Here is a 25,641-nt window from a genome sequence, read left to right on the forward strand (position 1 = left end):
GGTTTTTGGTTGTTATTGATTTGTATTTTTGGTTTTTATTAATCTGATAAATTATGTTTTTATTTTTTAGTATAGTTTCTAAATTTGGTTTTAATTTTTTAATTGGGTTAGGATTATTAAAACCGCTTTTCAAATCAAAGTCTCGTTTTTCCACTTTGATTTCTAAAGTAAAAACTATATAATAATTTTTATAAAGATTGTAGAAAACTATTTTTTTATGTGTAAAATATATAAATACATTTTATTTGCATCTTAATATTTTTCTTAGATAAATATTTAAACTTTTATATTCTTTTTAAATTATCAACTCTTTCTTTATTTATTTCCTTTTCTTTAAAATCGTAAATATTTTGATATTTTGACAAAGATAAACAACCTTTAATATCTTTTATACGATATTCTAGTTCTTTTTTTCTTGTACTGATTATTTCTTTCCAAGTCATTGCCTATACGATATAATTACTGTCATCCATCTTTCCTAGATACTCTTGCTTTTCTGATGAAATGCATATGGCTCTTATGTATTTAATATTACTTTTTTGCTTTGATAGTGAATTAAGAATTTTAATAATATATTTATTAAACACATCATGAAGTGTTGATAAAGTAATTTTTGTTTTTGGCGATTTTAATTCAATAAGTATCAACTCATTATCTTTAGTGCGAGGTATGAAAATATCCGAAATTTTATTTAACTCTTTTTCATCATCTGTATTTATTGGCAATTTTATTTCAGTAAAAATTCCTTTTAATGATTGATCGCTAAAAAAATCAATATTTAAATATTCTTCATCAAATAACCATAAATTATTTTCTACAATTTTATGCAACTCTGTTCTTTCTTTTGTTTCTGTCTTTCCTTCATTGAATACCAAATTTTCAAAATGTTGCAAAAAATCAAGTCTTGATATATAAGTATAATATTTTTTTATTAGATTTAAAAAATCAACATTTTCTCTTATATAATTAAAAACTTCGTGCTCTTCTTTTTCTAAATTAAAAACAAGATCTAAATTCTCAAGCGTATTATAAGAATTATCTGAAATTAATCCTATTAATGAATTGCTAAAATATGATGCATTTTTTCTATTAATATTATATTGCTTAATAGTTAGTGGTAATGATAAAATTTGATACGCTTCTTTTATTTTTTCTTGTATCATTTGATCGGTTTGTTTTTTAAAAAAATCGTTTTCTTCTGTTAATTTATCAGCTATTAATTTTGCATTCTTAAGCCAAACTCTAGATAATAATTGCTCTAAATCAGGCTTATATAAACTCTTAGCCTCCTCTATAATTTTTTTGTAATTAAAGTAGGGTTTTACCTTGTATTTCTTATTTTTCTTAGAACTTATAAATAAAGCACTATGGTTATTAATTCTATTTAATTAGTAATTTTGCAATCGCAACTTCTTTCTAAATTATCAAAATTTAAAACTTTAAATTCAAATTCTACCAAGACTAAGGCCATTTAAACTTCTTTTTGGTTTAGTAAAGCTAGAATTATTTTAATTAGATAAAATTGATGGTTATAATGTAGTAACTGAGAGTGTGATAATCAATTCTAGGATACATTGTATTAGGGTGCAAGTTTTCACACTACTCTATTATTTTTCAAGTTTTAAGATCTTTTCTGTTTTTATCTACTTTTCTAAGTGATAGCTCATTCTTTATTTTGTGATTTATTTTATATTTTTGTATTTTATTACAATAATTTGATATTTGTATGTAAGTAATTAAAATATAAGAAAATATTTGAGCGAAAAATTAAAATACTACCAATAAAAGCGAATAAAGAAATGGAATAAGTATTTATACGATAGTTGCATTTATAAATAAAATAAGAAAACGCTCTTAAAGATTTTTTGCAAGAAGCAGGAGTTATAGCTTAGAAGCTATAGCTCTTATAAGCCATAGTTTAAATTGGGGTTTAAATGAGGTGTTAGATTTAGATTTGGAAGAATTTGAAAAAGCTTTAGAAATAGCAAAAGAGTTGTTAAAAACTAAGAGTTTTTAATTGTTTTATTTTTAAAAGAATAAATCTTTAAAATAACAAAAAGAATAAAATCTAAACTTATTACAATTAGCCAAGTGGGTAAAATAAGCAATAAGGCAATAGGTGGCACAATCATCATTAAAATAGCAGTTATGATAATGCCTATAAAATAAGAAAAGATAAAAATAGCTATTGTATTGAAAAAACCATCATTTGCACTTTGATAACTTATTAAAAAAGTAGGTATAAGTGTTGTTAGCAATAAAGCAATGTGCGAAATTGTATCATCGTTAATAAATTTTAAAACTTTCATAGCAAAGATTTTAAAATACAAACACTTAAAAAGGGTTGAATGTGGAAAATGCTGGAAGTATTGGAATTGGTGTTGTTTTAGGTTTAGCAATTAAAAATGCAAGTGCTGTTGGTAAGGTGGTTAAAGATTTTAGTAATTTAGAAAAAATAGCAGCAAAAACTAAACTCTGTATTAGTGGATTACAAAAAGAATTAAACACTCTTAAACTCAATACCAATTTAAGAGCGGAATTAAAAGCTCAAAGAAAAGGTTTGCAAGATGAGTTTTTAAGTCTAGGTAATGTCATTAGAGGTGGAATTATTGGTAAAGGTTTAGGGAAGCTATTAACTTTAAATATACTATAGCTGATATTAGGAGTATTGTAAATTTTGATGAGAGTAATAATATAAATAAAATTTTATTTATAATTTTTTATAATTAATTTTATATGCTCCAATAATTCTTCCTATGATTTTTAATTCGTTAGATTTTTTAATGTTGATATTAGGATATTCTTTGTTATCGCTAATCAAACATAAGGGTCTTTTTTTTAATCTTTTAATTAAAATTTCTTTTTGATATTCAACAATATATATACCACCTTCTATACTCGAGTTATCTTTTTGAAATACAATCATTTCTCCTTCTTTTATCGTGGGCTCCATGCTATTCCCTATCATAGAGACAATACCTATCTTTAAAAATTCTTGTAAATTAAACATGTGATTTAATTCATTTTTATTAAAAGGTATGGTTTGTGTAATGATGTTGCTATTACTAATAAAATCCGATGAAAGATAATAGTTTTTATAAAATGGAATCAATATTGTATCTTTATTGTTTATTTTTTCAGTTTGTTGTAAATTCTTATCAACTGAATTTATATAGTTATTTTGTTTATATTTTAGTTGATTAAATTTTAATATAGCATGTGAAGATATCCTTTTTCGTTGTCTCCAGCCTATTGCAGTAGATTTTTTAAGACCTAATTTCTCAGCTACCATTTCTAAACTAGTAACATTAAAATAAAGCTTCATTTCTTCTACTAATGTTTTAAAATTTTCCATTCACCGCTTTCTAAATATAGTTATTTTATTTATAAATTATTGACATATAAATAAAATAACTATATAATGTATAAAATATATTTCTAAATTGTATCTTAAAAAAATCAATTTGAAATAAAAATTACAAAATGAAAGGATAGTAATTGTTAAAAAAATATTTTGAAGATAATAATATTAATCTTAAAAAGTTTGCTCAAAAATATGATTTAGACTACATGAGTCTTTTTAGAGTTGTTAATGGTTATTATTCTGAAAAATATACAGCTAAAGCAAATACCAAAGCTGTTTATAAGAAACTTTTAGAACTCAATATTATTAATGAGCTTCCTGATATTTTGAAATAATAATGAGAATAAGTTAATTTTAAGTCAATTGTATAATTGATTTACATTTAGCTTACTTTAAAAAAGGAGGGGTTGATGAAAATTAGTGTTTTAAGTATTGGTGGTACTATTTGTATGTTGAAAGATGAATCAGGAGGTGTTAGTCCTAAATTAAATGCAAAAGCCTTAGTTGATGGTATTGGTATGACGGATAATATAAGTATAGAAACAAAAAGCATATTATCCATTCCGAGTCCATCTTTAAAATTTGAGAATGTTTTAGAGATTATTAGAATAGCAAAAGATGAAGTTAAGAATCGCTCAGATGGGATAGTAATTACACAAGGTACTGATACATTAGAGGAAAGTGCATTTTTATTAAGCTTATTGTGGGATGAAGAAGTTCCTATAGTTGTAACTGGAGCTATGAAGAATCCAAGTGAGATTGGGAGTGATGGGTCTAGTAATTTATACCAATCAATTCTTGTTGCAAGTAGTAACTTATCTAGAAAAAGAGGTGTTTTAGTTGTGTTTAATCATGTGATATATTTGCCAAGATTTTTACATAAAAGTAACTCTTTTTCTCTTGAAACTTTTAAATCCATCAATGGGGGTAATATTGGATACATATATGAAAAACAAGTAAAATATATTGCACCAATATATAGATATAAAATTTATAAAATTCCAAACAAAATGGATAAAAAAATTGCTATTATACCTACTTGTTTATCTGGGGATGATTATTTTCTAGATAATTTATCTGGTTTTCATGGCTTGATAATAAATGGCTTTGGTGCGGGACATGTTTCATTTGACTTTATTGAAAAAGTAAAATCATTAAATTTAAATATACCATGCATTGTTACAACTAGAACAGGAAGCGGTCCTACTGCTTATAATACATACTCATATAAGGGTAGTGAAATTGATTTGCAAAAAAATGGTTTTATTATGGGTGGTTTTTTTGACTGTATGAAAGCTAGAATATTTCTAACTTTATTGTTATCAATTGGTTTTAATAAAGAAGACATATTAAAAGAATTTAATTCTTATTATATGTATTTTTAGTTAGGAAATAATATGAGCTATTTGTTTATTTCACAAATATTTATGTGTATTACTCTTTTTTTAATGGTAATTGGAAAGACCCCATTGTATTTAACTGCTGTTGTTGGTACAACAATAAGCGTTTTGATTGCAATGTTAGATTCAGATAATATTCTTATAAACTCTCTTTTGCTTGCAGGTTTAAATCCTGTTATTTTAGATATGACTGGTATTTTGATGTTTATAGGTATAATGCAGTCAAGTGGATTTATGGATGATATTATAAAAATTATCATAAAATTTGGTAGAAGAATTGGTGGAGGAGAAGGAATTGCTTCTGCTAGTGCTATATGTGCTGGAGTTATAGGAATGTTGACAGGTTTTACTCAACCATCTGTAACAGCCGTAATTACCGCAAAACCATCAGTATTATTAGGTATGAATCCGAATCATTCTGCTGCTATACATGGGCATGCTGGCCACCTTGGTAATTTTGGTGGTTTTACTCACCCAACGCAAGTTGCGATTATTGGGGCTACTAATATTGGTTTTGGTTTGATTAATATTTTTGCTATTTTTGTTACAGTGAGTTTAATTTTATGTTCAGCGTTTCGGTCTAAAATTTATCAGAGGAAAAATTTTGTAGTTATTGATAAGAATAAAATACAAGAAATAGTAAAAGAAATAGAAAATCAAAATAGTAAACATAGTGTCTATGTTATTTTTTTGCCTTTTATTGTTTTATTTGGTGGTTTTATTTTAGGATATCCTATTTTTTTATTGGGGGTATTTTCTAGTATCTTAACAATTGTACTTAGCAGGGTCAATATTTTTAATGCAGAAAAAAATATGATAGATGGAGTTAATAAGATAGCTATTCCGTTGGTTGCGACTATAACATTTTTATTTATGAGTGCTGTGATTAAAGAAATAGGATTAGCAAAAACTATTGCAACTATCTTTGAGCCAATTTTAAATGTAGCTCCAGTTCAAGCAATGTTTATAGTAGCTGTTTTTGCTGGATTTATAACACAAAGTTATGGTGCGAGCTCAGCTATTTTGTTGCCATTCTTACAAGCTACTATGGAGGTTTGTGATTATAATTTTGCTTTGGCGTTTGTAGCAGCGGGTGGAGCTTCTATAGCTCAATACTTTTTAACAGGAGGACCCGTTGCTGCTTTGTCAACTGTAATACCCTTGGTTGAAGGATCAAATTTAAAGGATTCAAATAAATTTCAAAGACCTTCGCAACTGTTTGCTTTATTTTTAATTTTCATTATTTCTTTTTTTATTAAGTTTTAGTTTTGACATATGTTATTAAACCTATAAAAATTTATTGTTTTATAGGTTTGTAACTTATATATTGGAATATTTTTTGCTTGTTGTGATTTATAATTTTATTCAGGAGCATAAAGATGTTTCGTATAGAGGAAAATCGATTTTTTAATCACTCATATGATATTTTTAGTTCAAAACAAAAAAATGAAAAACAAACTATGCAATCCCATCAAGAACAAGCATTTTCACTTGAATTAAATTCAAGTATCCAAGAAAAAAATAGCTTGTATGATAGACCTTTAAAGGGATTGTTTCAAGAAGCAAAAGAAGCTTCAGAGAATGCCTTGAAAGAATACAGAGAGGAAATGTATTATAATAAAGAGACCGGTAAATATGAGAAAAAATTTACAGAAAGTAATGAAAAATACAAAGAAAAGATAAAAGAGAAAGTAGAAGAGCAAATTAAAGAAAATATACAAAGTAGTTTGCAAGATAAAATTTCTCATATCAATATTCAATTGAGTCCTAAACAGTTAATAGCACAAGCGCAATTTGAAGAAAAGCAAAAAACGACTCTTAAAACATCAGACGTTTTTATGTAATTATTTATGATAAAGGAATATTATGAAGAAAATTATTAGTGTTTTAGTGTTATCAAGTATAGCTTTAATGAGTGGAGATAAATTATTAAATATTTACGAAAGTCCTACTTGTGGATGTTGTGATCTTTGGGCTAATTATATGAAAGATAAAGGCTATAAAGTGCAAATACATAAAAGCGAGGATTTTTTAAAAACAAAAGAAAAAATGAATATTCAGCCTATGTATCAAAGTTGCCATACTGGCGTAATTGATGGTTATGCTATAGAAGGACATGTTCCTGAAGATGCAGTTGCTTGGCTTTTGAAAAATAAACCTGAAGATGTTATAGGTATTTCTGCTCCTGGTATGCCTCAAGGAAGTCCTGGGATGGAGCAAGGTTACGAAGAAGAATATCCTGTAGTTTTAATGCTTAAAAATGGAGATTATAAAATTTATGGGATCTATAAAGGACATAATTTAATCACGACAAACTAAGCAATTTTGCTTAGTTTATTTTATATATTAAGGGTATTCTTATATGAAAAGTTTTTTCATATTGTGGAAAATTCTTAGACGCTATACGTATAGTTTCTAAGGCACTATCGTTCAATAATTTATATTTTGATGGTTTTAATATTTTTAAGTTTAATAGATTTTTATCTTTAGTCCATGTGAATTCTACTAAAATTTCACCACTCATTTGCATTTTTTTGGCTTGTCTAGGATAGATTAAAGCTTTATCTATAGCTTGTTTGACTTCTTTTAAAAGTTCATTGTTATTAGTTAAAGATATGCTTTCTTGAGAAGTTGTTGGAGTGTTTTTTTCTTGGGTTAAAGTTTTTTGAGGTTTTATTTCTTCATTTAATTGATTTGTTATCTTGGTATTAGTTAAAGTATTTACTTTTTTAGGTTGAATAACAGATTTTTCTTTTGTTTGTTCTAGTTTTTTTATTTTTTCTTGTTTAGGCTGTTCGGTTTTTGGCTTAGGGGAATCTTGTAAAAACTGTTTTATAGCTATATTAAATTTTGCCTCTTTTGTAGTGCTGTGTTGTATATGCAAAAAATTCTTGGTATGAATAAAAACAAAAAATAAAGGTAAAAAAAGAAATAAAGTGATAAAAAATGACTGATTTTTATGATTATTTATAAATGTTTTCATCTTTTTTGCTCTGTTAAAATTTGAAAATTTTCATGATTTTTATTTTTTAAAATATCAATAATTTTTACAAAACTTTCAAATTTTGCTTCTTTATCGCTTTTTAATTCCACTAAGGTTTTAGAATCTATAGTGTCAAATTTTACTTTTATTTCTTCTAGGGAGATTGCTTTTCCATCAATATAAAATTTATTTTCTTTATCAATCAAAATACTCACTTTGTCTTTGTTTTCATTTATAGAATTTGAATTTTCGCTTTGTGGTAGATTGATTTTGATTTCACCATGTGCTATGAAAGTGGATATGCTTAAAACAATAGCTAGTAAAACAAGCATTATGTCTATAAAAGGAATGATGTTTAAACCTTCATTTTTTGGTAATTTAAGCATTTTTATCCTTAAAAATACGATATGCATTACTCAAGGTTGATATTTTTCTAAGCAATCCATTATAAGCCATTAAAGAAGGAATGGCAACTAAAATTCCTAATGCTGTAGCTTTTAATGCCAATGATAAACCAATAACAATAGATTTAACATCAATATTCCCACTTGCACCCATATCATAAAATGTAATCATAATCCCCACTACAGTTCCCAAAAGTCCTACATAAGGAGCATTAGTGTAAATGATATAAAGCATAGTAAGATTTTCACTAATTGCATCATCAAATTTTTCTTGACATTGATAATCATTTAGTTTAATTTTTCTAAAAAACAATATACGTTCTATAGTACACCATATAGCAATAAATGCCATTATCCCTAAAACTACAAATATAATTAAGTCAATATAAGTTTTTAAAAATTCCATCATATCCTCATTTTAAATTTTTTGTGATTATATTACTAAAAGTTAAATTTTTTATTAATAACAATTATCATAATTGATACAATAAATTTATTTTAAATTAATAATTATTATCATAATATACCAATTTTGAAAATTTTGTTTATTTAAGAAAGGAAATAATGAAAAAACATTGTTTATCGTTTTGTGTTGCTAGTTTTTTGGTCTGTAATGCTTTATCGCAAGAAGTTTTATTAGATAGCTCCATAGTAAGTGCTTCTGGTTTTTCTCAAGATATTAAAGAAGCTCCTGCTACTATAAATGTGATTAGCAAAAAAGATTTAGAAAGTAAGCCTTATAGAGATGTTGCCGAAGCTATTGCTGATATTCCTGGTGTGGATTTATTTGCTAGCAAGGGAAAAACTGGATCTTATAACATTACCATGAGAGGTATTACCGGATACACTTTAATTTTAATCGATGGGCGCCGTCAAGGGATAGGTGGAGAAGTCGGGCCTAATGGTTTTAATGAAATTTCAAATTCATTCTTACCTCCAATTTCTAGTATAGAAAGAATAGAAGTGATAAAAGGACCAATGAGTACTTTATATGGTTCTGAAGCTTTAGGTGGTGTTGTAAATATCATCACAAAAAAAGTAAGCGATAAATGGGAAACATCAGTTAGTTTAGATAGTATTTTTAATGCACATAAAGAATGGGGTAATACTTATGGTACAAGTATATATTCAAGTGGTCCATTGATGAATGATCGTCTAGGATTAACCTTGCGCTTTAGAGAGTTTTATAGGGAGCAATCTAACGTTGAATTTAGTAATGGGAGTGGTCAAAGAGTACAAGGTGATCAAGCACAAAGCCCTACAAAATCTAATAATTTTAACTTAGGAACTCGGTTAAATTATTTAGTAGATGATTATAATACCTTGATATTTGATATTGATTTTTCAAGAAATCATTATGATAATAAAAAAGGACAACTAGGAACGCTGACTAAACCATCTGGTGATAATGGGGCCTTAACAGGTGGCTATACAGACACTATGCAAGTAGATAAGTTGGTAACTTACCTAAGTCATGAGGGTGTGTATGAAGATTTTTCGATTACTTCTACCTTGCAGTATAACCGTGTAAGTAATGATGGACGCGAGGTGGTTGGTCAAAAAACACAACCATTTTTAGGACAAAATAGAAATATAGTTGCTGAAGATATTATTTTAGATACAAAATCAGTTATTCCTTTAGGTCAAAGCCATATTTTAAGCGTGGGTGGTGAATATAGACTTGAAAAAATGCAAGATAAAATCGCTAATCCTACGAATTTTGATCAGTATTTATTAGCTTTTTTTGCAGAAGATGAGTATAGTATAAGAGATGATTTAAGATTTACTTTTGGTGCAAGATATAATTATCATGAAATTTTTGGAAATAATATTTCTCCAAGAGCTTATTTGGTTTATAATCCCACTAGCGAACTTACTTTAAAAGGTGGTGTTTCAACAGGCTTTAGAACCCCATATGCTAATAGATTGATAGCTGGTGCTTATAATTATAGCGGACAGGGTAAATATCCTATGTATGGAAATCCGAATTTAAAAGAAGAAACCTCGCTTAATTATGAACTAGCTGCTGTTTATAATAATGATTTATTTTATATTTCAGCAACTGGCTTTTTAACAAATTTTAAAGATAAAATTTCTAGTCAAAAATTCGGCAAAGATAGTATGATTTCGGGTATTGGAAAATGCGAGGCTGATACATGCTATCAAGCGATTAATCATGGCAAGGTTGAATATAAGGGTATAGAGCTTGGAGCGGGGATTACTCCTATAGAGCATTTAAATTTAGATCTAGCTTATACTTATCTTGATAGTGAAGTAAAAGATGCACAAGATAAGGCTGTGATAGGAAAACCAGAAATTGATAGTTTAAAACACAATATCGTGTTAAAAGCAAGTTATAATATCTTTAATAAATTCACTTCATGGGTAAAAGGTGAATGGCAAATAGATCGTTATATGGGTGATACAAATATTAATAGAGAATATTATCAAGATGTCTTTTTAGCTTCTATGGGTGTGCGTTATGATATTAATAAAAAATGGAACATTAATGCAGCAATTTATAATCTTTTTGATAAAAGTTTTACAAATGATTGGGATTCTTATAAGAGTGATGGCAAAGATGTTTGGGTAAATACTTATAATCGCATAGAAGAGGGAAGAAGAATTTATATTTCAATCAATGGTAGTTTTTAATTTTGTATTGTCGGAGGACCAAAGAGCTTGTTAAGAGCTTCTTTGGTTTCATCTTTAGGATCATATTTTTTAGCGTCTTTTTTAAAATTTTCAAAATGCTCATTTAAATTTGGAGTGCTTTTTACTTCTTGTTTTATAGGGGTTTTGAATATATCTTGTAGTTTTTGAGTATCTATGGTTTCTATTTTTTGAATTTTAATTTGTGTTTTTTCTCCAAAAAGCTCATGAAGTAATGTTTTGATTAATTTAAAACCATTGTTTAAAACCATTCTATCATCATCTTTAGCATGTGAACTAATACTTAAAATATTACCTTCAAAAGAAATAAACTGCGTGGTTTTTTTGAAAACTTCAGCTAAGTCATAATCTCTTTTATATATTGCTTTTAAGAGATTTTCATAAGGATTAAGTTTTTCTTCTTTAGGAGTTTGTTGAATAGAAGGAATTTCTTGTTGTTTTGGACTTGGCATGCTATCTTGTTTTGAGCTTTTAATAGCCTCATCAATGCTTTTTAAATAAGTTGCTTCAATAAGCATGAAAGCCATAACGCAAAGTACAAAGCTATCATCATCACTAGAATTTAACATAGTCTTAGCGCGTGAAAGAATTCTAAAAAATCTTTCATAAATTAACATAGAAAAAAGATTATTTTTGGCAAAAAACGCTTCTTTTAGAAAAAATATCATCTCATCAATGACATTACTTGCTTCATAATCTTCAAATTCTTTTAAAAACTCAAGAACCTTATCTTTATCATTAGCTAAAATGGCTTGATAAAATTCTTCAATTTTAGCTGGATCCAAAAAGCCTAGCATTGCAGTGATTTTTTGTGTTTGTATATCATTTTGACAATATACTATGGCTTGATCTAGTAAGGTTAGGGTATCTCTTAAAGAACCATTTCCACTTCTTGCAATGAGTTTTAAAGCTTCTTTTTCATAACTAATATTTTCTTTTTCCAAAATCCACTCAAGATGATTTAAGATATCATGGGTAGAAATTTGCTTAAATCTAAAATGCTGTGTTCTTGAAAGAACTGTAGCAGGAAGTTTTAAAGGATCGGTTGTTGCTAGTATAAATTTTACATAACTTGGTGGCTCTTCTAAGGTCTTAAGTAAAGCATTTGCAGCTTGCGGGGTGAGCATATGCACTTCATCGATAATAAAAATTTTAAATCTAGCTAAAGATGGAGCGTATTTGACTTGCTCGATAAGCTCTTGTATATCTTCTAAGCTTCTATGGCTTGCTGCATCCATTTCTATAATGTCTATATTAGAACCATTAAGCGAAGATAAGCATTGAGAGCATTCTCCACAAGGGTTAGCACTTGGTCCCTTTTCGCATACTAGGGCTCTTGAAAAAATTCTTGCACTTGAAGTCTTTCCACTTCCACGTAGTCCTGAAAACAAATAAGCATGTGCTAAGCGATTATTTTCAAGAGCGTATTTTAAGCTTGTAGAAACAGTATTTTGCCCTACAAGTTCATTGAAATTTTTTGGTCTGTATTTAACAGCAAGAGCTTGAAGCATTGCTACTCATTCATGATAGATAATAACTCTTCATTGCTTTTGGTTTTTAGCATTTTAGAGTATAAGAATTTTAAAGCCTCTATGTCATCCATTTGCGAAATAGCTGATCTAATTGCCCAAATTTTTTGAAGTTTTTCGACACCTTGGAGCAATTCTTCTTTTCTAGTTCCTGATTTTATGATGTTAATTGCAGGGTAAATTCTTCTGTCTGAAATATTTCTATCAAGAACGATTTCACTATTTCCCGTTCCTTTAAATTCTTCAAAAATTACTTCATCCATTCTTGAGCCTGTTTCTATCAAAGCAGTTGCTATAATGGTTAATGAGCCACCATGCTCTATATTTCTAGCTGCACCAAAAAAGCGTTTTGGTTTATGTAAGGCATTTGCATCAACCCCACCACTTAAAACCTTGCCACTACTTGGTGTGGCAGTGTTATAAGCTCTTGCTAATCTTGTAATAGAATCAAGCAAAATAATAACATCTTTACCTGTTTCTACCATTCTTTTTGCTTTTTCTATAACAAGTTCAGCCACTCTAACATGATTATAAGCAGGTAGGTCAAAAGTAGAGCTAAAAACCTCACCTTTAACACATCTTTGCATATCTGTAACTTCTTCAGGACGCTCATCTACCAAAAGTACAATCAAATGAGCCTCTGGGTGATTTTTAGCAATAGCAGTAGCTAGTTCTTTCATTAGCTCAGTTTTACCAGTTCTTGGAGGTGCCACAATTAAGCTTCTTTGACCTTTTCCTATAGGAGCAAATAGATCAAGCATTCTACCTGTTAGTTTTAAAGGATCGTATTCTAATTTGATTTTTTCAGTTGGAAAAATTGGAGTAAGATTGTCAAATAAAGGTCTTTCTCTAGCTTCTTTTAATGGAAGATAATTAATCGCTTCGATTTTTAATAAAGCATAGTATTTTTCTTGATCTTTTGGTTCTCTAACTTGACCAGTAACTATATCCCCAACACGCAGGGCAAATTTGCGAATTTGTGAATTTGATACATAAGCATCATTTACACTGTCACTTAAATTTGAATCCATTCCACGTAAAAAGCCATAGCCTTCAGGTGAAATTTCTAAAATCCCCGTAAAGAGTATAAAGCCACCTTTTTTGGTTTGTGCTTTTAGAATTTCAAAAATAAGATCTTGTCTTCTAAATTCTCTTGGATTTTCTATTTCTGCTTCATTGGCGATTTTAACTAAGCTTTCTAGATCAAGCAACTTTAAATCTTCTATCTTGTAACCTTCCACTGGAACGTGTGTTCTTTGATGTTGTTTTTTTTCTTTTGTATTTTCCATGTATCCTCTAAAATGTAGAAAATGTAGTATTTAATAATAAATAAGAGATTTTATTCAAAAAAATGCTTCTTTGTCAAATTTTTAAAATTATAATATAGCTTTGTAAATAATTTTTAAAATAGTGATTTTAAAAAAATGATAAAATATTGTAAAAAATTATTAAAGAAAGTATAAGATGAAATGCAAACACTGCCAATTAAGCTTTAGACAAGATCAAATGATAGAAAAAAATGGAAGTTATTTTTGCTGTAAAGGTTGTGAGAGTGTTTATGAGATTTTACAAGAAAATAATTTGGAGGAATTTTATGAAAAACTTGGCAATCAAACCCTAACCCCTGCGATAATAGAACACAATGTTAAAGATTATGAAAAATACATACAAAAAACCAAAGAAGGTTTTAGTGAGGTTTTTTTACTTATAGAAGAAATTCATTGTGCCGCTTGTGTTTGGCTTAATGAAAAAATTCTCATTAAAAGTGAAGGGGTGATAGAAGTTGATATTAATTCTATTACTCATAAGGCTAGAATTGTTTTTGATGAAAAAAGCATAAATTTAGCAAAAATTATCCAAAGTATAGAAAGTATAGGTTATAAAGTTAGTGTGTATTTGCCTACAAAAAATGAACAAAGAGCAACTCAAACCAAAAGAGATTTTTATGCAAAATTAATAGTTGCTATAGCTTGCGTGATGAATATCATGTGGATATCTGTAGCTAAGTATGCTGGATTTTTTAGTGGCATGGAAGCTGATACTAAGGATATTTTACATTTTGCTGAATTTTTACTTTGCACTCCTGTGCTTTTTTACACAGGCTCGATTTTTTATAAAAATGCCTATTATGCTTTGAAATTTAAAAGCGTTAATATGGACACTTTGGTAATTAGTGGAGCAAGTTTAGCTTATATATATTCAGTGTGGGCAATGTTTTCAAGAGCTTCGCAAGTGTATTTTGATTCTGTGGCGATGATTATTTGTTTTGTTTTTATAGGAAAGTACTTAGAGCTTTTAAGTAAGAAAAAAGCTCTTGATACGCTTGATCATTTACGATCATTTTTAAGTAATGAAGTAAGGGTATTAAAAAATGACAAAATAGAAAATATTGATATAGAAGAAGTGCAAATAGGAGATATTATAGAGTTAAAAGAAGGCGATAGGGTTTTAATAGATGGAGTGTGTATTAGTGGTAATATTAGCTTGGATATGTCTAGTTTAAGCGGAGAGAGTTTACCGCTTGATGTGCAAAAAGATGATATGATTTATTCTGCTTCTTTGGTTTTAAGCGGGAATGCTTTATATAAGGCAAATGCACTTTATAAGGATTCTAAATTAGCTAGAATTATTAATTTACTCGAAAACTCAAGTTCAAAAAAAGCTAAAATAGAAAAAATAGTGCAACAAGTAAGTAAGTATTTTTCGCCTATTATCTTAACTTGTGCTGTGCTGTGTTTTGCTTTTACTTTTTTTGTATTAAATTTAGGTTTTGAGGAGGCTATGATACGTATGGTTTCTGTGTTAATCATAGCTTGTCCATGTGCTTTGGCTTTGGCTACTCCGGTGGGTTCTTTAGTGGCAATTAGTGCTGGTTTGAAAGAAAAAATTTTATTTAAAGAAGCAGGCGTTGTAGAAGATTTGAGTAAGTGTAATGTGGCTGTATTTGATAAAACAGGGGTTTTGACAAAGGCTAGTTTGGAAGTTAAAAAAAGCTTTTTGGATGAAAGGTTAGATAAAAATGAGTTATTAAATTTCTTACACCTAACTAACCATCCAGTAGCTAAAAGTATTTTGAAATTTTTAGATGAAAAAATTGATAGTAGAATAGAATTTGAAAAAGTTCAAAATTTTCAAGCAAGAGGTTATAAAGCTTTTTTGGGTAAAGATGAATTTTTGGGAGGAAATGAGAAATTTTTTAAAGAAAATCATATGCAAGTACAAGAATTTCAAACCACGCATTTTATATTTGCTAAAAATAAAATTATATTAGCAGTTTTTGAATTAGAAGACAGTATGAGAGAAAGTTCTGAAGAGTTGATTGAATTTATGAAAGAATGCAAAATGCAAATTTATATGTTAAGTGGTGATAATTTACCTGCTGTGAGTAAGGTGGCCGAAAAATTAAAAATAAATAATTTCAAAGCTTCATGTATGCCAGAAGACAAAATGCAAACAATAGCCAACTTAAATCAAACAAGTAAGGTTTTAATGGTAGGAGATGGGGTAAATGATGCTTTAGCACTTTCTTATGCAGGTGTTGGGGTTTCTTTAAAAGAAGGTTCTGAGCTTGCTATGGAAAATAGTGATATTATATTGTTAAAAAACGACCTAAAAAGCTTACAAAAGGCTATACAAATAGCTAAAAAAACTTATCAAATTATTAAACAAAATTTAGCTTTTTCTTTATTTTATAATGCCTTGAGCATGCCTTTAGCTTTTTTTGGTTTGATCAATCCTTTAATTGCGGCTTTATCGATGTCTTTTAGTAGTATAATAGTGATTTTAAATGCTTTAAGGATTAAAAAATGAATGGTGTTTTAATGATGATGATAGGTGTTTCTTTGATTGCTTTATTTTTGGCAATTTGTGCTTTGCTTTGGGGTATAAAGAATAAGCAATTTGATGATGATTATAAATTTACTATTTTAAATGATAGTGAAGACGCTTTAAATGATGCAGTGATTTTAGAAAAAAGAAAAAAAGAAGCTTTAGAAAAGAACAAAAAACAGCCATAAAGGCTGTTAAATTATTTTTTTAAGCTTTCGATATAATCTTCAATTGCTTTAAAATCTGCTTCTGTTAAACCTTTAAGATTAATTTTCATGATCGCTCCTTGACCATAAGCATTTCTTTTACCTGCTGCATAATCTTTCATGTATTGTAATCTTTCAGCTGCAGTTAAAGTATTTAAAGCAGGAACTTTGTTAAGATAAACTTTATCTGCTTTAGCACCATGACATACTGCACATTTTTTATAAAGTGTAGCACCATCTGCAGCAAAAGCTGAAACACCAAGACACGCTAAAGCTGATAAAACAAGTAGCTTTTTCATTATATCACTCCTATATAAATTGAAAATAAAATGCGTTTAATTATAAGCTTTTTTTATTTAAAGTCGCTTAAAAAACTTTTTTACTTGATAAATTATAAAATCTTAAAAAAAATACATTATAATTTTTTTATGGAAACTAAGGCATTATTTTTAGATAGAGATGGTATTATAAATACTGATAAAAAATATGTTCATAAGATCAGTGATTTTGAATTTTGTGATGGTATTTTTGAACTTTGCGAATTTTTTCAAAAGCAAAATTTTTTAATTTTTGTAGCTACTAATCAATCAGGTATTGCAAGGGCTTATTATAGTGAAAAAGATTTTGAAATTTTAAGTTCATATATGTTAGGTGAATTTTTAAAAAGAAATATTAAAATAGAAAAAATTTATCACTGCCCACATCTAGAAAATTGCGAATGTCGTAAACCAAAACCTGGTATGTTTTTAAAAGCACAAAAAGAATTTAATATAGATTTTTCTCAATCTTTTTTTATAGGGGATAATTTAAGTGATATGCAAGCTGGAATTAATGCTGGTATAAAAAATCTATTTTTAATCAATGAAAATTATAATGATGATGAAAATTATAGAGTGTTTAAAAATTTAAAAGAACTTTTGCATTATTTAAAGGATAGAAAATGAAAATAGTGATAACAGGTGGAGCAGGTTTTATAGGCTCTGCACTTGCTTTAGAACTTCAAGATAAACATGAAGTTTTAATTGTAGATAAAATGCGCTCAAGCGCTACTTTTGAAAATGGAAATTTAGAAAGTTTTGGTCATTTTAAGAATATTTTAGATTTTGAAGGTGAGCTTTATGTAGGTGATATTAATGATGAAAAAACTTTAAAAGTTATAAAAGCTTTTAAACCTGATGTGATCTTTCATAAGGCTGCAATTTCAGATACAACTGTTTATGATCAAAATAAAGTTTTAAAGACTAATTTAAACACTTTTAAAGATTTTATAGAACTTGCTTTGGAGCTTAATGCAAAACTAATCTATGCAAGTTCGGCTTCAGTTTATGGAGATGCTCCAAGCCCACAAACTGTAAATTTAAGTGAAGCCCCTAAAAACCCTTACGCGTTTTCAAAGCTAATGATGGATAAATTAGCAAAAAAATACTTTGATAAAATACATATAGTCGGACTTAGATATTTTAATGTATATGGTAAGGGAGAATTTTTTAAAAATAGCACTGCTTCTATGATTTTGCAATTTGGACATCAAATTTTAGCGGGTAAAAGTCCGCGTTTGTTTGAAGGAAGCGATCAAATTTATCGTGATTTTGTGTATATTAAAGATGTTGTGAGTGCAAATTTGCAAGCTTTAGAAGCAAAAAGTGGAATTTATAATGTAGCTACAGGCAAGGCAAGAACTTTTCAAGATATAGTTGATATTTTACAAAAAGAATTAAATACTAATTATCCTTGTGAATATATTTCTAATCCTTATAAAAACGCTTATCAATTCCATACCCAAGCAAAACTAGATGAGAGCTTTTCGTATAGAGCTAAATTTAGTCTTGAAGAGGGAATAAAAGATTATTTAGATGAGATTAAAAGGCTTTATGAAAAGGAAGTAAATGCTTGATTTTTTGAGTTCTAAAAAGCCAAAAATTTTAGTTGTTGGGGATTTTATGGTGGATCATTATATATGGTGTGATTGCACTAGAATTTCCCCAGAAGCTCCTGTAATGGTGATGAAATCACAAAAAGAAGATAAAAGACTAGGTGGAGCTGGTAATGTATATGCAAATTTAAAAAGTCTTGGCGCTGAGGTTTTTGCTCTAGGACTTGTGGGTGATGATGAGAGTGGGAGATTTTTAAAAGAGAATTTAAATGCAAAATTATTAGTAGAAAAAGGTAGAAAAACTCCTCTTAAGAGCAGGGTTTTATCACATTCTCAGCAAGTTTTAAGACTTGATGATGAGAATGATTTTGATACTAAATTAGAAGATGAAATTATCCAAGAGTATAAAAAAATCGCAAAAGATTATGATGCGATTATTTTGAGTGATTATGCTAAAGGAGCTTTAACTTCAAAAGTTACAAAGGCTTTGATAGAGTATGCAAATACTTTAAATTTACCTATTTTGATTGACCCAAAAGGAAGTGATTTTAGTAAATATCAAAATGCAACCTTGTTAACTCCAAATAAAAAAGAAGCTATTCAAGCTTTGGGTGTAGAAAAAATTGATAATTTAGAAAAAGCTTTAAAAAAATTAAAAGATGATTTAAATCTAACCTATTCTATTATAACTTTATCTGAAGAAGGAATAGCGCTTTTTGATGAAAAATTACATATTATTCCTGCAAAAGCTTTGGAGGTTTATGATGTAACAGGAGCTGGAGATAGTGTTATAGCTATGCTTGCTTATGCTTTGGCTTTAAAAGTTGATATTGTAAAAGCGTGCGAGCTAGCAAATGATGCAGCAGCTGTTGTAGTAGCAAAAGTAGGAAGTGTGAGTGTAAGTTTAGAAGAGATAAAAAACCTAAAAAAAGCTTCTTTTGAAGATAAAATTAAAAACAAAGAAGAACTTATAAAATTGATGCAAAATCAAAAAGTAGTTTTTACCAATGGTTGTTTTGATATTATGCATTATGGCCATATAAAATATCTTGAAAAAGCTAAAAAATTAGGAGATATCTTAGTTGTAGGTTTAAATTCAGATGAAAGCGTAAAAAGACTAAAAGGAAACTCAAGACCTATAAATTTAGAGTTTCAACGCGCATGTATGCTTGCGAGCATGTATTTTGTAGATTATGTAGTGATTTTTAATGAGGATACTCCTTATGAATTAATAGAGTTTTTAAAACCTGATGTGCTAGTTAAAGGAGCTGATTATAAAGACAAAGAAGTAGTGGGTTCAAATTTAGTAAAAAAAGTAGAATTGATTGACTTTGAAGATGGATTTAGCACTACTAATATAATTAATAGGATTGCAAATGATAAATAAAATCGAAAAGGAATTTATTCAACATCAAAAAACTTTAGAACAAAGTTTGAATTTAAAAGAGCAAATTGCTATGGTTGCTCAAGAGTTAAAAGTATGTTTGAAAAGCGGTGGGAAAATTTTAATTTGTGGAAATGGTGGAAGCGCTGCAGATAGCCAACATTTTGCAGCTGAACTTAGCGGAAGATATAAAAAAGAAAGAAAAGCTTTGGCTGCTATTGCTCTAAGCACTGATACTTCTGCTTTAAGTGCTATAGGAAATGACTATGGTTTTGAATTTGTTTTTTCAAGACAAGTTGAAGCTTTAGCTAATAGTAATGATGTATTGATTGGAATTTCTACTAGTGGAAAAAGTCCAAATGTGATCAAAGCTTTTGAAAAAGCCAAGGAAGTTGGTGCTAAGTGTATAGGGCTTAGTGGAAAGGGTGGTGGAGTGATGAATGCATTATGTGAATATAATATAGTCATTCCAAGTGATGATACGGCTAGAATCCAAGAAATGCATATTTTAATTATACACTGCTTATGTGATTTGATAGAAGAAGAATATTAAGTTTGGGTTATTTTCCCAAACTTAAATAATATTCAATTTGATCTTTTTGTAAAATTCTAATTAAATTTGTACTTCCTGCGACACCTACTGGAAATCCTGCGGTAAGAGTGTAAACTCCATCTTTTTTCATAAGGCCTTTTTCAACTCCAAGTTTTACAGAATTGTTTAAAAGCTCTGTTAAATTTTCATGTTTTTCTATTAGTATAGCAGGTTGAACTCCCCAAACTATACTTAAAAAATTTAAAGCTTTTTTAGAATGAGTAATAGCTATGATATCCATTTTTGGACGATATCTTGCTGTTTTAACTGCAGAAGCACCACTACTTGTGATGGTAAAAATTGCATTTGCATTTAAATCGGTTGCTAGTTGCGTGCTTGATTTAGCAATGATATCAGTTTCATTAAAACATTTAAAATTTTCAAATTTTTCATAAGGATAATTTTTTTCTGTTTCAATGATAGTTTGAGTCATAATATCAACTGCATTTGCCGGATCAATCCCTACTGCACTTTCTTCGCTAAGCATAACTGCGTCAGTACCATCAAGTACTGCATTAGCAACATCTGAAATTTCAGCTCTTGTGGCAGTTTTTGATTTTGCAAGTGAAAAAAGCATTTGAGTAGCAGTAATGACAGGTTTATTAGCCTCGTTGGCTTTTTTAATGATGAGTTTTTGTATATTTGGCACTCTATAATAAGGCACTTCAATACCTAAATCTCCTCTTGCAACCATTATCCCATCGCTACAATTTATGATTTCATCGATATTTTCAACAGCATCAAATTTTTCTATTTTTGCAAAAATAGCAATTTTAGCATTATTTTCATCAAGTATTTTTTTAACTTCATCAATATCATGAGCATTTTGCACAAAAGATATGGCTAAAAAATCAACATCATTCTTAATACCCCACGCAAGATCGTCTTTATCTTTTTGAGTGATAACATCGATATTGATTTTTGTATTTGGAAAATTAATTCCTTTGTTTGAGCTAAGCACCCCGCTATTTTCTACTTGGGTTTGGATAAAATCTTTTTCAACTTGTATAACTTTAGTTTTTATAGAGCCATCACAAAGGTAGATATATTCCCCAACCTTTAGCATAGAAAGAATTTCAGGATGATTAATACAGACCTTATAATGTTCATTAGAAAGTTTTTCACCTTCAAAAGTATCTTTGTAAAAGTCTAGTCTATCTCCATTTTTTAGCTCAAAAGCTTTTGGAATCTTTAAGGTTCTAATTTTTGGCCCACTAATATCTTGTAAAATTCCAATTCTTGCATTAAGTTCAGCTGCTACTTTTCTAATAGTAGTTAAGTTTTTACTATGATACTCATGGGTTCCATGTGAAAAATTTAAGCGAAAAACATTCACTCCATTAATAATCATTTGTCTTATTGTAGCCTCATTTTCGCTTGCTGGCCCAATCGTTGCAACTATTTTTGTTTTTTTTAACATTTATTATCCTTTTTATAGTAGTTCGCTAGTAAATAAATCCTCATTAAAATTAGCACCTAAATATTGACAAATAAGTTTTGCATCTCTATAGCCATTACCAAGACAGCTTGTAGCACCTGGACTTGGTGTCATATTGAAAATTATACCTGGAATTTCAGTGATGCTTGCCTCGCCAAGCATTAATTCTCCTGCTTTTTTATCAAGCACTTGAGGGCGTACTCCGCCAAAGTTTTTAGCATAGTAAATATCATCTGTTTTTAAACTAGGAACTATTTTTTTGGCATCTTTTACAAAAAGTCTTTTATTGATATAAGGAATTTCAAACAAATAATTATAAAGAATATAATTTCTAATAGTAGAATCTTTAAAAAGATTAAAACAAATTTTAACTACATTCATATCCAAATTTAATGTTTTGAAAAATTCAGGTAGTGATTTAAAGCCATGATATCTTTCTAGCATAGGGATAACTAAAGCAGTAGGACCAAAGCGCGTATTCATATTAGCTAATAAATCAGGATCACCATGTAGCGCTGCAAATGGGAGTTTTGGATTTTGTACCATATAAACTTTACCATTTAAAATTTTTCTTTTTGCCATGTAAAAACTTCCTGCAACAGGAAAGCAAGATTTATCTAATCCTATACCCATTTTATGTGCTAAAAATAAAGAATGCGCTCCTGCATTTACTATAATCGATTTTGCACTATATTCTTTAAAATCTCTTGTTTTTATATAAAAAATATCATCTTTTTTTTCTATAAAAACAACTTCTTGATTATAAGCTACATGGGTATTTTTACCTTGTTTGCAAGCTTGTTCTATAAGATTTTGACTCATCAATCCAAAATCTACCGTGGTGTAAATTTCACCTTCTTCTACACCCATAGCTACTATATTATCTGCTCTATCATTGATGCCATCTTCACCTAAGACAACATTGGGTTCTATTTGTTTAATATCATTTTTGGTATAAAATTTAATATAAGGATATAATTCTTTAAATTCTTCATATCTATTTTTCATATACTCGCATTCTTTATCTCCAACTGCAAGTGCAAGTTTTTGGTGTGAGTGCATAAATTTATTTTGTGCATTTTGCAAAAGACCGTATTTAACAATCATATCTGCAGTTTTTTTGACTTTTTTTGCTTTTTCTAAGGTATAGTTTGTTTCTATATCGCCACAGTGGATAGTTTGCGAATTGCTTGTGCTATGACTATTTAAAGTTGCGGCATTATTATATTTTTCTAATAAAGCAATACTTTGAATATTTGTATATCTAGCTAGCTCATAAAATGCCGCAGCGCCAGAAATCCCACCGCCAATTACTACGGTATCAAAATGTTTTTGATCCATTGTTGTCAATTCCTTTTGTATGTTTACTTTTGCTAATGATATCAAAATATAGTTGTTTTGAGTTTAAATAAAGCTTATAATTTTAAGAGTAGGGGTGCAGAAATAAATTTTAAAGTATAAAATTTTCACAAACAGCTTTTTTCATACCTCTAAAAATTAAAAATTTATCATAAATAGCATAGTCAAAAAAATTTGCGAGAAATTGTCCATCACCGCCGGTAAAATACAATTTTTTACCATATGCACTATCTTTTATGAGTAAATATATGCTTTTAAACACACCATAACTTAAAGCATCAACAGTTCTTTGGGGAAAAGCATCAAAATTTATTTGGGTATTTAATTCATATTTTAAACGTGATGAAATATTAGAAAAAGATTTTTTGTAGCTTTCAATACCAGGAAGAATAAATCCGCCAAGATGAATAGAATTAGAGATAATATCTACAGTAATTGCAGAACCCGCATCAACTACAACACCATCTTCTATAGTATAGCAAGCTGCTATTCTATCGACCCCTAAATTATCATAAATAGTATCAAAGTTAAAATATGGAGCAAGATTGATAAATAAGGGATTTTGTTTCAATCTTTGCTCTAAATTTGGATTAACATTGATATAAAATACTTTCTGTGTTGGCTCATATTGTAAAAACTGTTCTATACTCATAGAATGAAATTTTTGCTCGTTTAAAAAACTTGCGGTTGTATTGCCAATATCACATAAAAGCATAGCTTTTAATCCCTTTGGTAGCTAAATATTCTTTTGCTTTTGAGCAAATTAAAGCTTGATGAAAAATAAAATAATTTTTGAAATTTAAATTTAGAGTTTGGTTTATATTTTGAAAAATACTTTCAAATTCTAGACATTCTTTTGTTAAAATTTTACTTTTCGCAAAAGAAAATAAAATTAAGCAGTATTGCTTACTTGTATTTTCTCCATAAATGCAAATTGTTTTTTTCTTTTTGCTAAAAACATGAATATCTAAAGACTTAGTGTTTTTTAAAATAATCCCATGTTTTATAAGAATATCACTAAGTTCTTGATTCATTTTAGTTTAATTGTAAAAAATTATTTTGATAGAAAAATTTACCATTAACCATAAAACTTTTCTCATTAACAGCTTCATTGAGTGGATATACTATGTAATCTTTTAAATTTGTATTCAGTTTAATTAAATAGCCTGTTTTTTCAAAAATATATAAAGAGTTGTTATATAAGGTACTTTTAGAAAATAGAGCAAATTGAAATTTTACTTCATCAATTTTTCTAAGATTATAATCATTTTTAAGAATTCTTCCATCTTTTGTAAGTATGAAAATTTCATTATCATTGGTATTTACTTCTTTAATATTTTCGTTTAAATATAAGGTTCTATTTGGAGTGACAACAATGATTTTTTGTGCTGTTGCAGCAACCATTGTATCATTTTTTACATGAAGATAAATAATATTGTTAAAAAACTCTTCACTGCTTACTAAAATCTCTTTGCTAACTTTTAATGTGCTTTTGTTAAGTATAGCTAATTTTCCATTAAGCATAGGATATATTATAATAGTATTTAAAAAATAAGGATTAGCATAACGACTATCTTGAGCATAGGATGTGCCTAAGTTTTGAAGCATTCTGATACCAAGGTTTTTATTTGCATATACTAAAGTATTACTAGCTAAAACCAAAGCTATATCATCTCCATCTATACTAGCGCTTACCACACTTTCGTTAAATTTATGAGAAAATAATTCTTCACCTTGTAAATTTAAGATTTTAAAGTTTCCATTATCATCAGCTATGATGATTTCTTCTAAATACGCATTTAGGATATGATAATTTTTATCTAACTTAAAATTAATAATATTACCCATGCTATCTACAAAGGAATTATTGCTTAATTGTGCTATATTGTTATTGAAATTGATAATTTTACCGTTAACATTTTGAGAACTATAAGGAAGTTGTTCTGTTTGTGTTGGTTGATAATACTCTCTTTTTGTGCCACAAGCACTAAAAAATATTAAAGTGATAATAAATAAATAAAAGTGTTTCATTTTATTCCTTGATAATGTTTTAAGCTTGTAATAATCTGCCATAAGGGAGAATTTATAGGTATTTTATTAAATTCTATATCTGCATTTTTAAAATCATTTTGTTTTAGAAATTCAAAACCTACTAGCAAGGTATTATAATCTTTTAAAAATTCTGACTTTTGATTATTTTGAGCAAGTACTATTTGTTTTAACAAAGGATCTATATTAAGATTTAAAGTTTGGTTAAGATCTTGATTGTTTTGACCCATGATGAATATGGTATATAAATTTGCATTTTTTTGTTTTAATTCTTCGAGTAATTTTTGATCTAAAGGATTTTTTAATAAATTATTAAAAATTATATTACTTTCTTGAATATTACTTTCTTGTTTTAGATTATAAAAATAACTTCCACCAAAATATGCAATTAAAAGCACAATAATTGCAATGAAATAGTATTTGTATTTTTTTATAAAGCGTTCGGATTTAATAAAATTTTCCATCATTTGCTCCTGAGAGCTTAATTCTTCTTGGACTGCTTTTAAGTTTTCTTTTAAAGCCATATTTTCCCTTTTTTAGCAAGAATAAACATTATTTA

General features: G+C 28.3%; 28 protein-coding genes and 1 pseudogene. 13 read left to right on the forward strand and 16 right to left on the reverse strand.

Going from position 1 to position 25,641, the window contains the following annotated elements; genetic code table 11:
• Window positions 1-284: 284 nt before the first annotated feature.
• From CAMP5060_RS06030 to CAMP5060_RS06040, 3 genes are all read right to left on the reverse strand, one after another.
• The gene (locus CAMP5060_RS06030; protein WP_337218071.1) at window positions 285-443 is read right to left on the reverse strand and encodes a hypothetical protein; all 159 of its coding nucleotides are present in this window, start codon (window positions 441-443) and stop codon (window positions 285-287) included.
• Between the two features lie 3 nt (window positions 444-446).
• Window positions 447-1,163, reverse strand: coding sequence for a hypothetical protein (locus CAMP5060_RS06035; RefSeq protein ID WP_337218072.1), 717 nt, complete (start codon window positions 1,161-1,163; stop codon window positions 447-449).
• An 840-nt stretch (window positions 1,164-2,003) separates the two neighbouring features.
• The gene (locus CAMP5060_RS06040) at window positions 2,004-2,309 is read right to left on the reverse strand and encodes a hypothetical protein (protein WP_337218073.1); all 306 of its coding nucleotides are present in this window, start codon (window positions 2,307-2,309) and stop codon (window positions 2,004-2,006) included.
• A 41-nt stretch (window positions 2,310-2,350) separates the two neighbouring features.
• Between CAMP5060_RS06040 and CAMP5060_RS06045 the strand changes: the two are divergent.
• Window positions 2,351-2,706: pseudogene (locus CAMP5060_RS06045) on the forward strand (phage tail tape measure protein); the annotation flags it as partial.
• Window positions 2,707-2,710: 4 nt separating this feature from the next.
• Here the strand turns inward: CAMP5060_RS06045 and CAMP5060_RS06050 are convergent.
• Window positions 2,711-3,355, reverse strand: a complete 645-nt coding sequence (locus tag CAMP5060_RS06050; RefSeq protein ID WP_337218074.1) for a S24 family peptidase — start codon at window positions 3,353-3,355, stop codon at window positions 2,711-2,713.
• Window positions 3,356-3,498: 143 nt separating this feature from the next.
• Between CAMP5060_RS06050 and CAMP5060_RS06055 the strand changes: the two genes are divergently transcribed.
• The 5 genes from CAMP5060_RS06055 to CAMP5060_RS06075 all read left to right on the forward strand — a co-directional run bounded on the left by CAMP5060_RS06055 (window position 3,499) and on the right by CAMP5060_RS06075 (window position 7,083).
• A complete protein-coding gene (locus CAMP5060_RS06055; RefSeq protein WP_039628089.1) occupies window positions 3,499-3,699 on the forward strand; it encodes a hypothetical protein in 201 nt (66 codons plus the stop codon).
• Between the two features lie 75 nt (window positions 3,700-3,774).
• A complete protein-coding gene (locus tag CAMP5060_RS06060) occupies window positions 3,775-4,749 on the forward strand; it encodes an asparaginase (protein WP_087700138.1) in 975 nt (324 codons plus the stop codon).
• Between the two features lie 12 nt (window positions 4,750-4,761).
• Window positions 4,762-6,030 carry a citrate transporter gene (locus tag CAMP5060_RS06065; RefSeq protein WP_214100461.1) on the forward strand — a complete coding sequence of 423 codons (1,269 nt, stop codon included), beginning with the start codon at window positions 4,762-4,764 and terminating at the stop codon, window positions 6,028-6,030.
• Window positions 6,031-6,143: 113 nt separating this feature from the next.
• On the forward strand, window positions 6,144-6,608 hold the full coding sequence (locus tag CAMP5060_RS06070) for a hypothetical protein (protein ID WP_337218075.1): 465 nt from the start codon (window positions 6,144-6,146) through the stop codon (window positions 6,606-6,608).
• Window positions 6,609-6,630: 22 nt separating this feature from the next.
• Window positions 6,631-7,083 (forward strand): DUF411 domain-containing protein, encoded by a 453-nt coding sequence (locus CAMP5060_RS06075; protein ID WP_337218076.1) that lies wholly within the window; start codon window positions 6,631-6,633, stop codon window positions 7,081-7,083.
• A gap of 10 nt (window positions 7,084-7,093) precedes the next feature.
• On the opposite strand, the gene CAMP5060_RS06080 is transcribed toward CAMP5060_RS06075, so the two are convergent.
• The 3 genes from CAMP5060_RS06080 to exbB are packed head-to-tail and all read right to left on the reverse strand — an operon-like array spanning window position 7,094 to window position 8,557.
• The gene (locus CAMP5060_RS06080; RefSeq protein ID WP_337218077.1) at window positions 7,094-7,747 is read right to left on the reverse strand and encodes an energy transducer TonB family protein; all 654 of its coding nucleotides are present in this window, start codon (window positions 7,745-7,747) and stop codon (window positions 7,094-7,096) included.
• Window positions 7,744-8,133: a TonB system transport protein ExbD gene (gene exbD, locus CAMP5060_RS06085; protein ID WP_087700129.1), complete on the reverse strand. Its 390-nt coding sequence runs from the start codon at window positions 8,131-8,133 to the stop codon at window positions 7,744-7,746. Before exbD ends, CAMP5060_RS06080 begins: the two co-directional genes overlap by 4 nt.
• Window positions 8,126-8,557 carry a TonB-system energizer ExbB gene (gene exbB, locus CAMP5060_RS06090; RefSeq protein ID WP_039625543.1) on the reverse strand — a complete coding sequence of 144 codons (432 nt, stop codon included), beginning with the start codon at window positions 8,555-8,557 and terminating at the stop codon, window positions 8,126-8,128. The genes exbD and exbB overlap by 8 nt, the downstream gene beginning before the upstream one ends.
• Window positions 8,558-8,715: 158 nt before the next feature.
• On the opposite strand from exbB, the gene cfrA reads away from it, so the two are divergent.
• On the forward strand, window positions 8,716-10,806 hold the full coding sequence (cfrA, locus tag CAMP5060_RS06095) for a TonB-dependent ferric enterobactin receptor CfrA (RefSeq protein WP_337218078.1): 2,091 nt from the start codon (window positions 8,716-8,718) through the stop codon (window positions 10,804-10,806).
• Here the strand turns inward: cfrA and CAMP5060_RS06100 are convergent.
• Window positions 10,803-12,335 carry a DNA polymerase III subunit gamma/tau gene (locus tag CAMP5060_RS06100; RefSeq protein WP_337218079.1) on the reverse strand — a complete coding sequence of 511 codons (1,533 nt, stop codon included), beginning with the start codon at window positions 12,333-12,335 and terminating at the stop codon, window positions 10,803-10,805. The genes cfrA and CAMP5060_RS06100 overlap by 4 nt on opposite strands.
• 2 nt (window positions 12,336-12,337) lie before the next feature.
• Entirely contained in the window at window positions 12,338-13,642 is a 1,305-nt protein-coding gene (gene rho, locus CAMP5060_RS06105; RefSeq protein WP_087700123.1) for a transcription termination factor Rho, read from the reverse strand.
• Window positions 13,643-13,817: 175 nt separating this feature from the next.
• Here rho and CAMP5060_RS06110 point away from each other — a divergent pair, with 175 nt between their 5' ends.
• Window positions 13,818-16,163, forward strand: coding sequence for a heavy metal translocating P-type ATPase (locus tag CAMP5060_RS06110; RefSeq protein WP_337218080.1), 2,346 nt, complete (start codon window positions 13,818-13,820; stop codon window positions 16,161-16,163).
• Window positions 16,160-16,369, forward strand: coding sequence for a cbb3-type cytochrome oxidase assembly protein CcoS (ccoS, locus tag CAMP5060_RS06115; RefSeq protein WP_087700119.1), 210 nt, complete (start codon window positions 16,160-16,162; stop codon window positions 16,367-16,369). Before CAMP5060_RS06110 ends, ccoS begins: the two co-directional genes overlap by 4 nt.
• Before the next feature lie 11 nt (window positions 16,370-16,380).
• Here ccoS and CAMP5060_RS06120 read toward each other — a convergent pair whose 3' ends face one another.
• Window positions 16,381-16,686 carry a c-type cytochrome gene (locus CAMP5060_RS06120; protein ID WP_087700117.1) on the reverse strand — a complete coding sequence of 102 codons (306 nt, stop codon included), beginning with the start codon at window positions 16,684-16,686 and terminating at the stop codon, window positions 16,381-16,383.
• Between the two features lie 129 nt (window positions 16,687-16,815).
• On the opposite strand from CAMP5060_RS06120, the gene CAMP5060_RS06125 reads away from it, so the two are divergent.
• Genes CAMP5060_RS06125 through gmhA form a run of 4 tightly spaced genes read left to right on the forward strand, consistent with a single transcriptional unit; the run spans window position 16,816 to window position 20,197 of the window.
• Window positions 16,816-17,331, forward strand: a complete 516-nt coding sequence (locus tag CAMP5060_RS06125) for a D-glycero-alpha-D-manno-heptose-1,7-bisphosphate 7-phosphatase (protein ID WP_214126364.1) — start codon at window positions 16,816-16,818, stop codon at window positions 17,329-17,331.
• The gene (gene rfaD / locus CAMP5060_RS06130) at window positions 17,328-18,281 is read left to right on the forward strand and encodes an ADP-glyceromanno-heptose 6-epimerase (protein WP_087700115.1); all 954 of its coding nucleotides are present in this window, start codon (window positions 17,328-17,330) and stop codon (window positions 18,279-18,281) included. The genes CAMP5060_RS06125 and rfaD overlap by 4 nt, the downstream gene beginning before the upstream one ends.
• On the forward strand, window positions 18,274-19,647 hold the full coding sequence (rfaE1, locus tag CAMP5060_RS06135; RefSeq protein ID WP_261530201.1) for a D-glycero-beta-D-manno-heptose-7-phosphate kinase: 1,374 nt from the start codon (window positions 18,274-18,276) through the stop codon (window positions 19,645-19,647). The genes rfaD and rfaE1 overlap by 8 nt, the downstream gene beginning before the upstream one ends.
• The gene (gmhA, locus tag CAMP5060_RS06140; protein WP_337218081.1) at window positions 19,637-20,197 is read left to right on the forward strand and encodes a D-sedoheptulose 7-phosphate isomerase; all 561 of its coding nucleotides are present in this window, start codon (window positions 19,637-19,639) and stop codon (window positions 20,195-20,197) included. Before rfaE1 ends, gmhA begins: the two co-directional genes overlap by 11 nt.
• Before the next feature lie 7 nt (window positions 20,198-20,204).
• Here the strand turns inward: gmhA and pyk are convergent, their stop codons facing one another.
• The 6 genes from pyk to CAMP5060_RS06170 form a co-directional block, all read right to left on the reverse strand.
• Window positions 20,205-21,656 carry a pyruvate kinase gene (pyk, locus tag CAMP5060_RS06145; RefSeq protein WP_337218082.1) on the reverse strand — a complete coding sequence of 484 codons (1,452 nt, stop codon included), beginning with the start codon at window positions 21,654-21,656 and terminating at the stop codon, window positions 20,205-20,207.
• Window positions 21,657-21,668: 12 nt separating this feature from the next.
• Complete coding sequence (locus CAMP5060_RS06150) at window positions 21,669-23,015, reverse strand: FAD-dependent oxidoreductase (RefSeq protein WP_337218083.1); 1,347 nt, start codon at window positions 23,013-23,015, stop codon at window positions 21,669-21,671.
• Window positions 23,016-23,124: 109 nt separating this feature from the next.
• Window positions 23,125-23,748: a type III pantothenate kinase gene (locus CAMP5060_RS06155; protein ID WP_087700105.1), complete on the reverse strand. Its 624-nt coding sequence runs from the start codon at window positions 23,746-23,748 to the stop codon at window positions 23,125-23,127.
• Entirely contained in the window at window positions 23,735-24,067 is a 333-nt protein-coding gene (locus CAMP5060_RS06160) for a hypothetical protein (RefSeq protein ID WP_087700103.1), read from the reverse strand. Before CAMP5060_RS06160 ends, CAMP5060_RS06155 begins: the two co-directional genes overlap by 14 nt.
• A 1-nt stretch (window position 24,068) precedes the next feature.
• Window positions 24,069-25,064 carry a hypothetical protein gene (locus tag CAMP5060_RS06165; protein ID WP_337218084.1) on the reverse strand — a complete coding sequence of 332 codons (996 nt, stop codon included), beginning with the start codon at window positions 25,062-25,064 and terminating at the stop codon, window positions 24,069-24,071.
• Window positions 25,061-25,606, reverse strand: coding sequence for a hypothetical protein (locus tag CAMP5060_RS06170; protein ID WP_337218085.1), 546 nt, complete (start codon window positions 25,604-25,606; stop codon window positions 25,061-25,063). Before CAMP5060_RS06170 ends, CAMP5060_RS06165 begins: the two co-directional genes overlap by 4 nt.
• Window positions 25,607-25,641: the final 35 nt, after the last annotated feature.

It is taken from the genome of Campylobacter sp. 1569, assembly GCF_024723675.1.
Classification (GTDB): domain Bacteria; phylum Campylobacterota; class Campylobacteria; order Campylobacterales; family Campylobacteraceae; genus Campylobacter_D; species Campylobacter_D jejuni_C.

Coding starts and splice junctions, on each gene's coding strand:
- CAMP5060_RS06030 (WP_337218071.1), bottom strand. CDS start 443: ATGACTTGGAAAGAAATAATCAGTACAAGAAAAAAAGAACTAGAATAT.
- CAMP5060_RS06035 (WP_337218072.1), bottom strand. CDS start 1,163: ATGATACAAGAAAAAATAAAAGAAGCGTATCAAATTTTATCATTACCA.
- CAMP5060_RS06040 (WP_337218073.1), bottom strand. CDS start 2,309: ATGAAAGTTTTAAAATTTATTAACGATGATACAATTTCGCACATTGCT.
- CAMP5060_RS06050 (WP_337218074.1), bottom strand. CDS start 3,355: ATGGAAAATTTTAAAACATTAGTAGAAGAAATGAAGCTTTATTTTAAT.
- CAMP5060_RS06060 (WP_087700138.1), top strand. CDS start 3,775: ATGAAAATTAGTGTTTTAAGTATTGGTGGTACTATTTGTATGTTGAAA.
- CAMP5060_RS06065 (WP_214100461.1), top strand. CDS start 4,762: ATGAGCTATTTGTTTATTTCACAAATATTTATGTGTATTACTCTTTTT.
- CAMP5060_RS06070 (WP_337218075.1), top strand. CDS start 6,144: ATGTTTCGTATAGAGGAAAATCGATTTTTTAATCACTCATATGATATT.
- CAMP5060_RS06075 (WP_337218076.1), top strand. CDS start 6,631: ATGAAGAAAATTATTAGTGTTTTAGTGTTATCAAGTATAGCTTTAATG.
- CAMP5060_RS06080 (WP_337218077.1), bottom strand. CDS start 7,747: ATGAAAACATTTATAAATAATCATAAAAATCAGTCATTTTTTATCACT.
- exbD (WP_087700129.1), bottom strand. CDS start 8,133: ATGCTTAAATTACCAAAAAATGAAGGTTTAAACATCATTCCTTTTATA.
- exbB (WP_039625543.1), bottom strand. CDS start 8,557: ATGGAATTTTTAAAAACTTATATTGACTTAATTATATTTGTAGTTTTA.
- cfrA (WP_337218078.1), top strand. CDS start 8,716: ATGAAAAAACATTGTTTATCGTTTTGTGTTGCTAGTTTTTTGGTCTGT.
- CAMP5060_RS06100 (WP_337218079.1), bottom strand. CDS start 12,335: ATGCTTCAAGCTCTTGCTGTTAAATACAGACCAAAAAATTTCAATGAA.
- rho (WP_087700123.1), bottom strand. CDS start 13,642: ATGGAAAATACAAAAGAAAAAAAACAACATCAAAGAACACACGTTCCA.
- CAMP5060_RS06110 (WP_337218080.1), top strand. CDS start 13,818: ATGAAATGCAAACACTGCCAATTAAGCTTTAGACAAGATCAAATGATA.
- ccoS (WP_087700119.1), top strand. CDS start 16,160: ATGAATGGTGTTTTAATGATGATGATAGGTGTTTCTTTGATTGCTTTA.
- CAMP5060_RS06120 (WP_087700117.1), bottom strand. CDS start 16,686: ATGAAAAAGCTACTTGTTTTATCAGCTTTAGCGTGTCTTGGTGTTTCA.
- CAMP5060_RS06125 (WP_214126364.1), top strand. CDS start 16,816: ATGGAAACTAAGGCATTATTTTTAGATAGAGATGGTATTATAAATACT.
- rfaD (WP_087700115.1), top strand. CDS start 17,328: ATGAAAATAGTGATAACAGGTGGAGCAGGTTTTATAGGCTCTGCACTT.
- rfaE1 (WP_261530201.1), top strand. CDS start 18,274: ATGCTTGATTTTTTGAGTTCTAAAAAGCCAAAAATTTTAGTTGTTGGG.
- gmhA (WP_337218081.1), top strand. CDS start 19,637: ATGATAAATAAAATCGAAAAGGAATTTATTCAACATCAAAAAACTTTA.
- pyk (WP_337218082.1), bottom strand. CDS start 21,656: ATGTTAAAAAAAACAAAAATAGTTGCAACGATTGGGCCAGCAAGCGAA.
- CAMP5060_RS06150 (WP_337218083.1), bottom strand. CDS start 23,015: ATGGATCAAAAACATTTTGATACCGTAGTAATTGGCGGTGGGATTTCT.
- CAMP5060_RS06155 (WP_087700105.1), bottom strand. CDS start 23,748: ATGCTTTTATGTGATATTGGCAATACAACCGCAAGTTTTTTAAACGAG.
- CAMP5060_RS06160 (WP_087700103.1), bottom strand. CDS start 24,067: ATGAATCAAGAACTTAGTGATATTCTTATAAAACATGGGATTATTTTA.
- CAMP5060_RS06165 (WP_337218084.1), bottom strand. CDS start 25,064: ATGAAACACTTTTATTTATTTATTATCACTTTAATATTTTTTAGTGCT.
- CAMP5060_RS06170 (WP_337218085.1), bottom strand. CDS start 25,606: ATGGCTTTAAAAGAAAACTTAAAAGCAGTCCAAGAAGAATTAAGCTCT.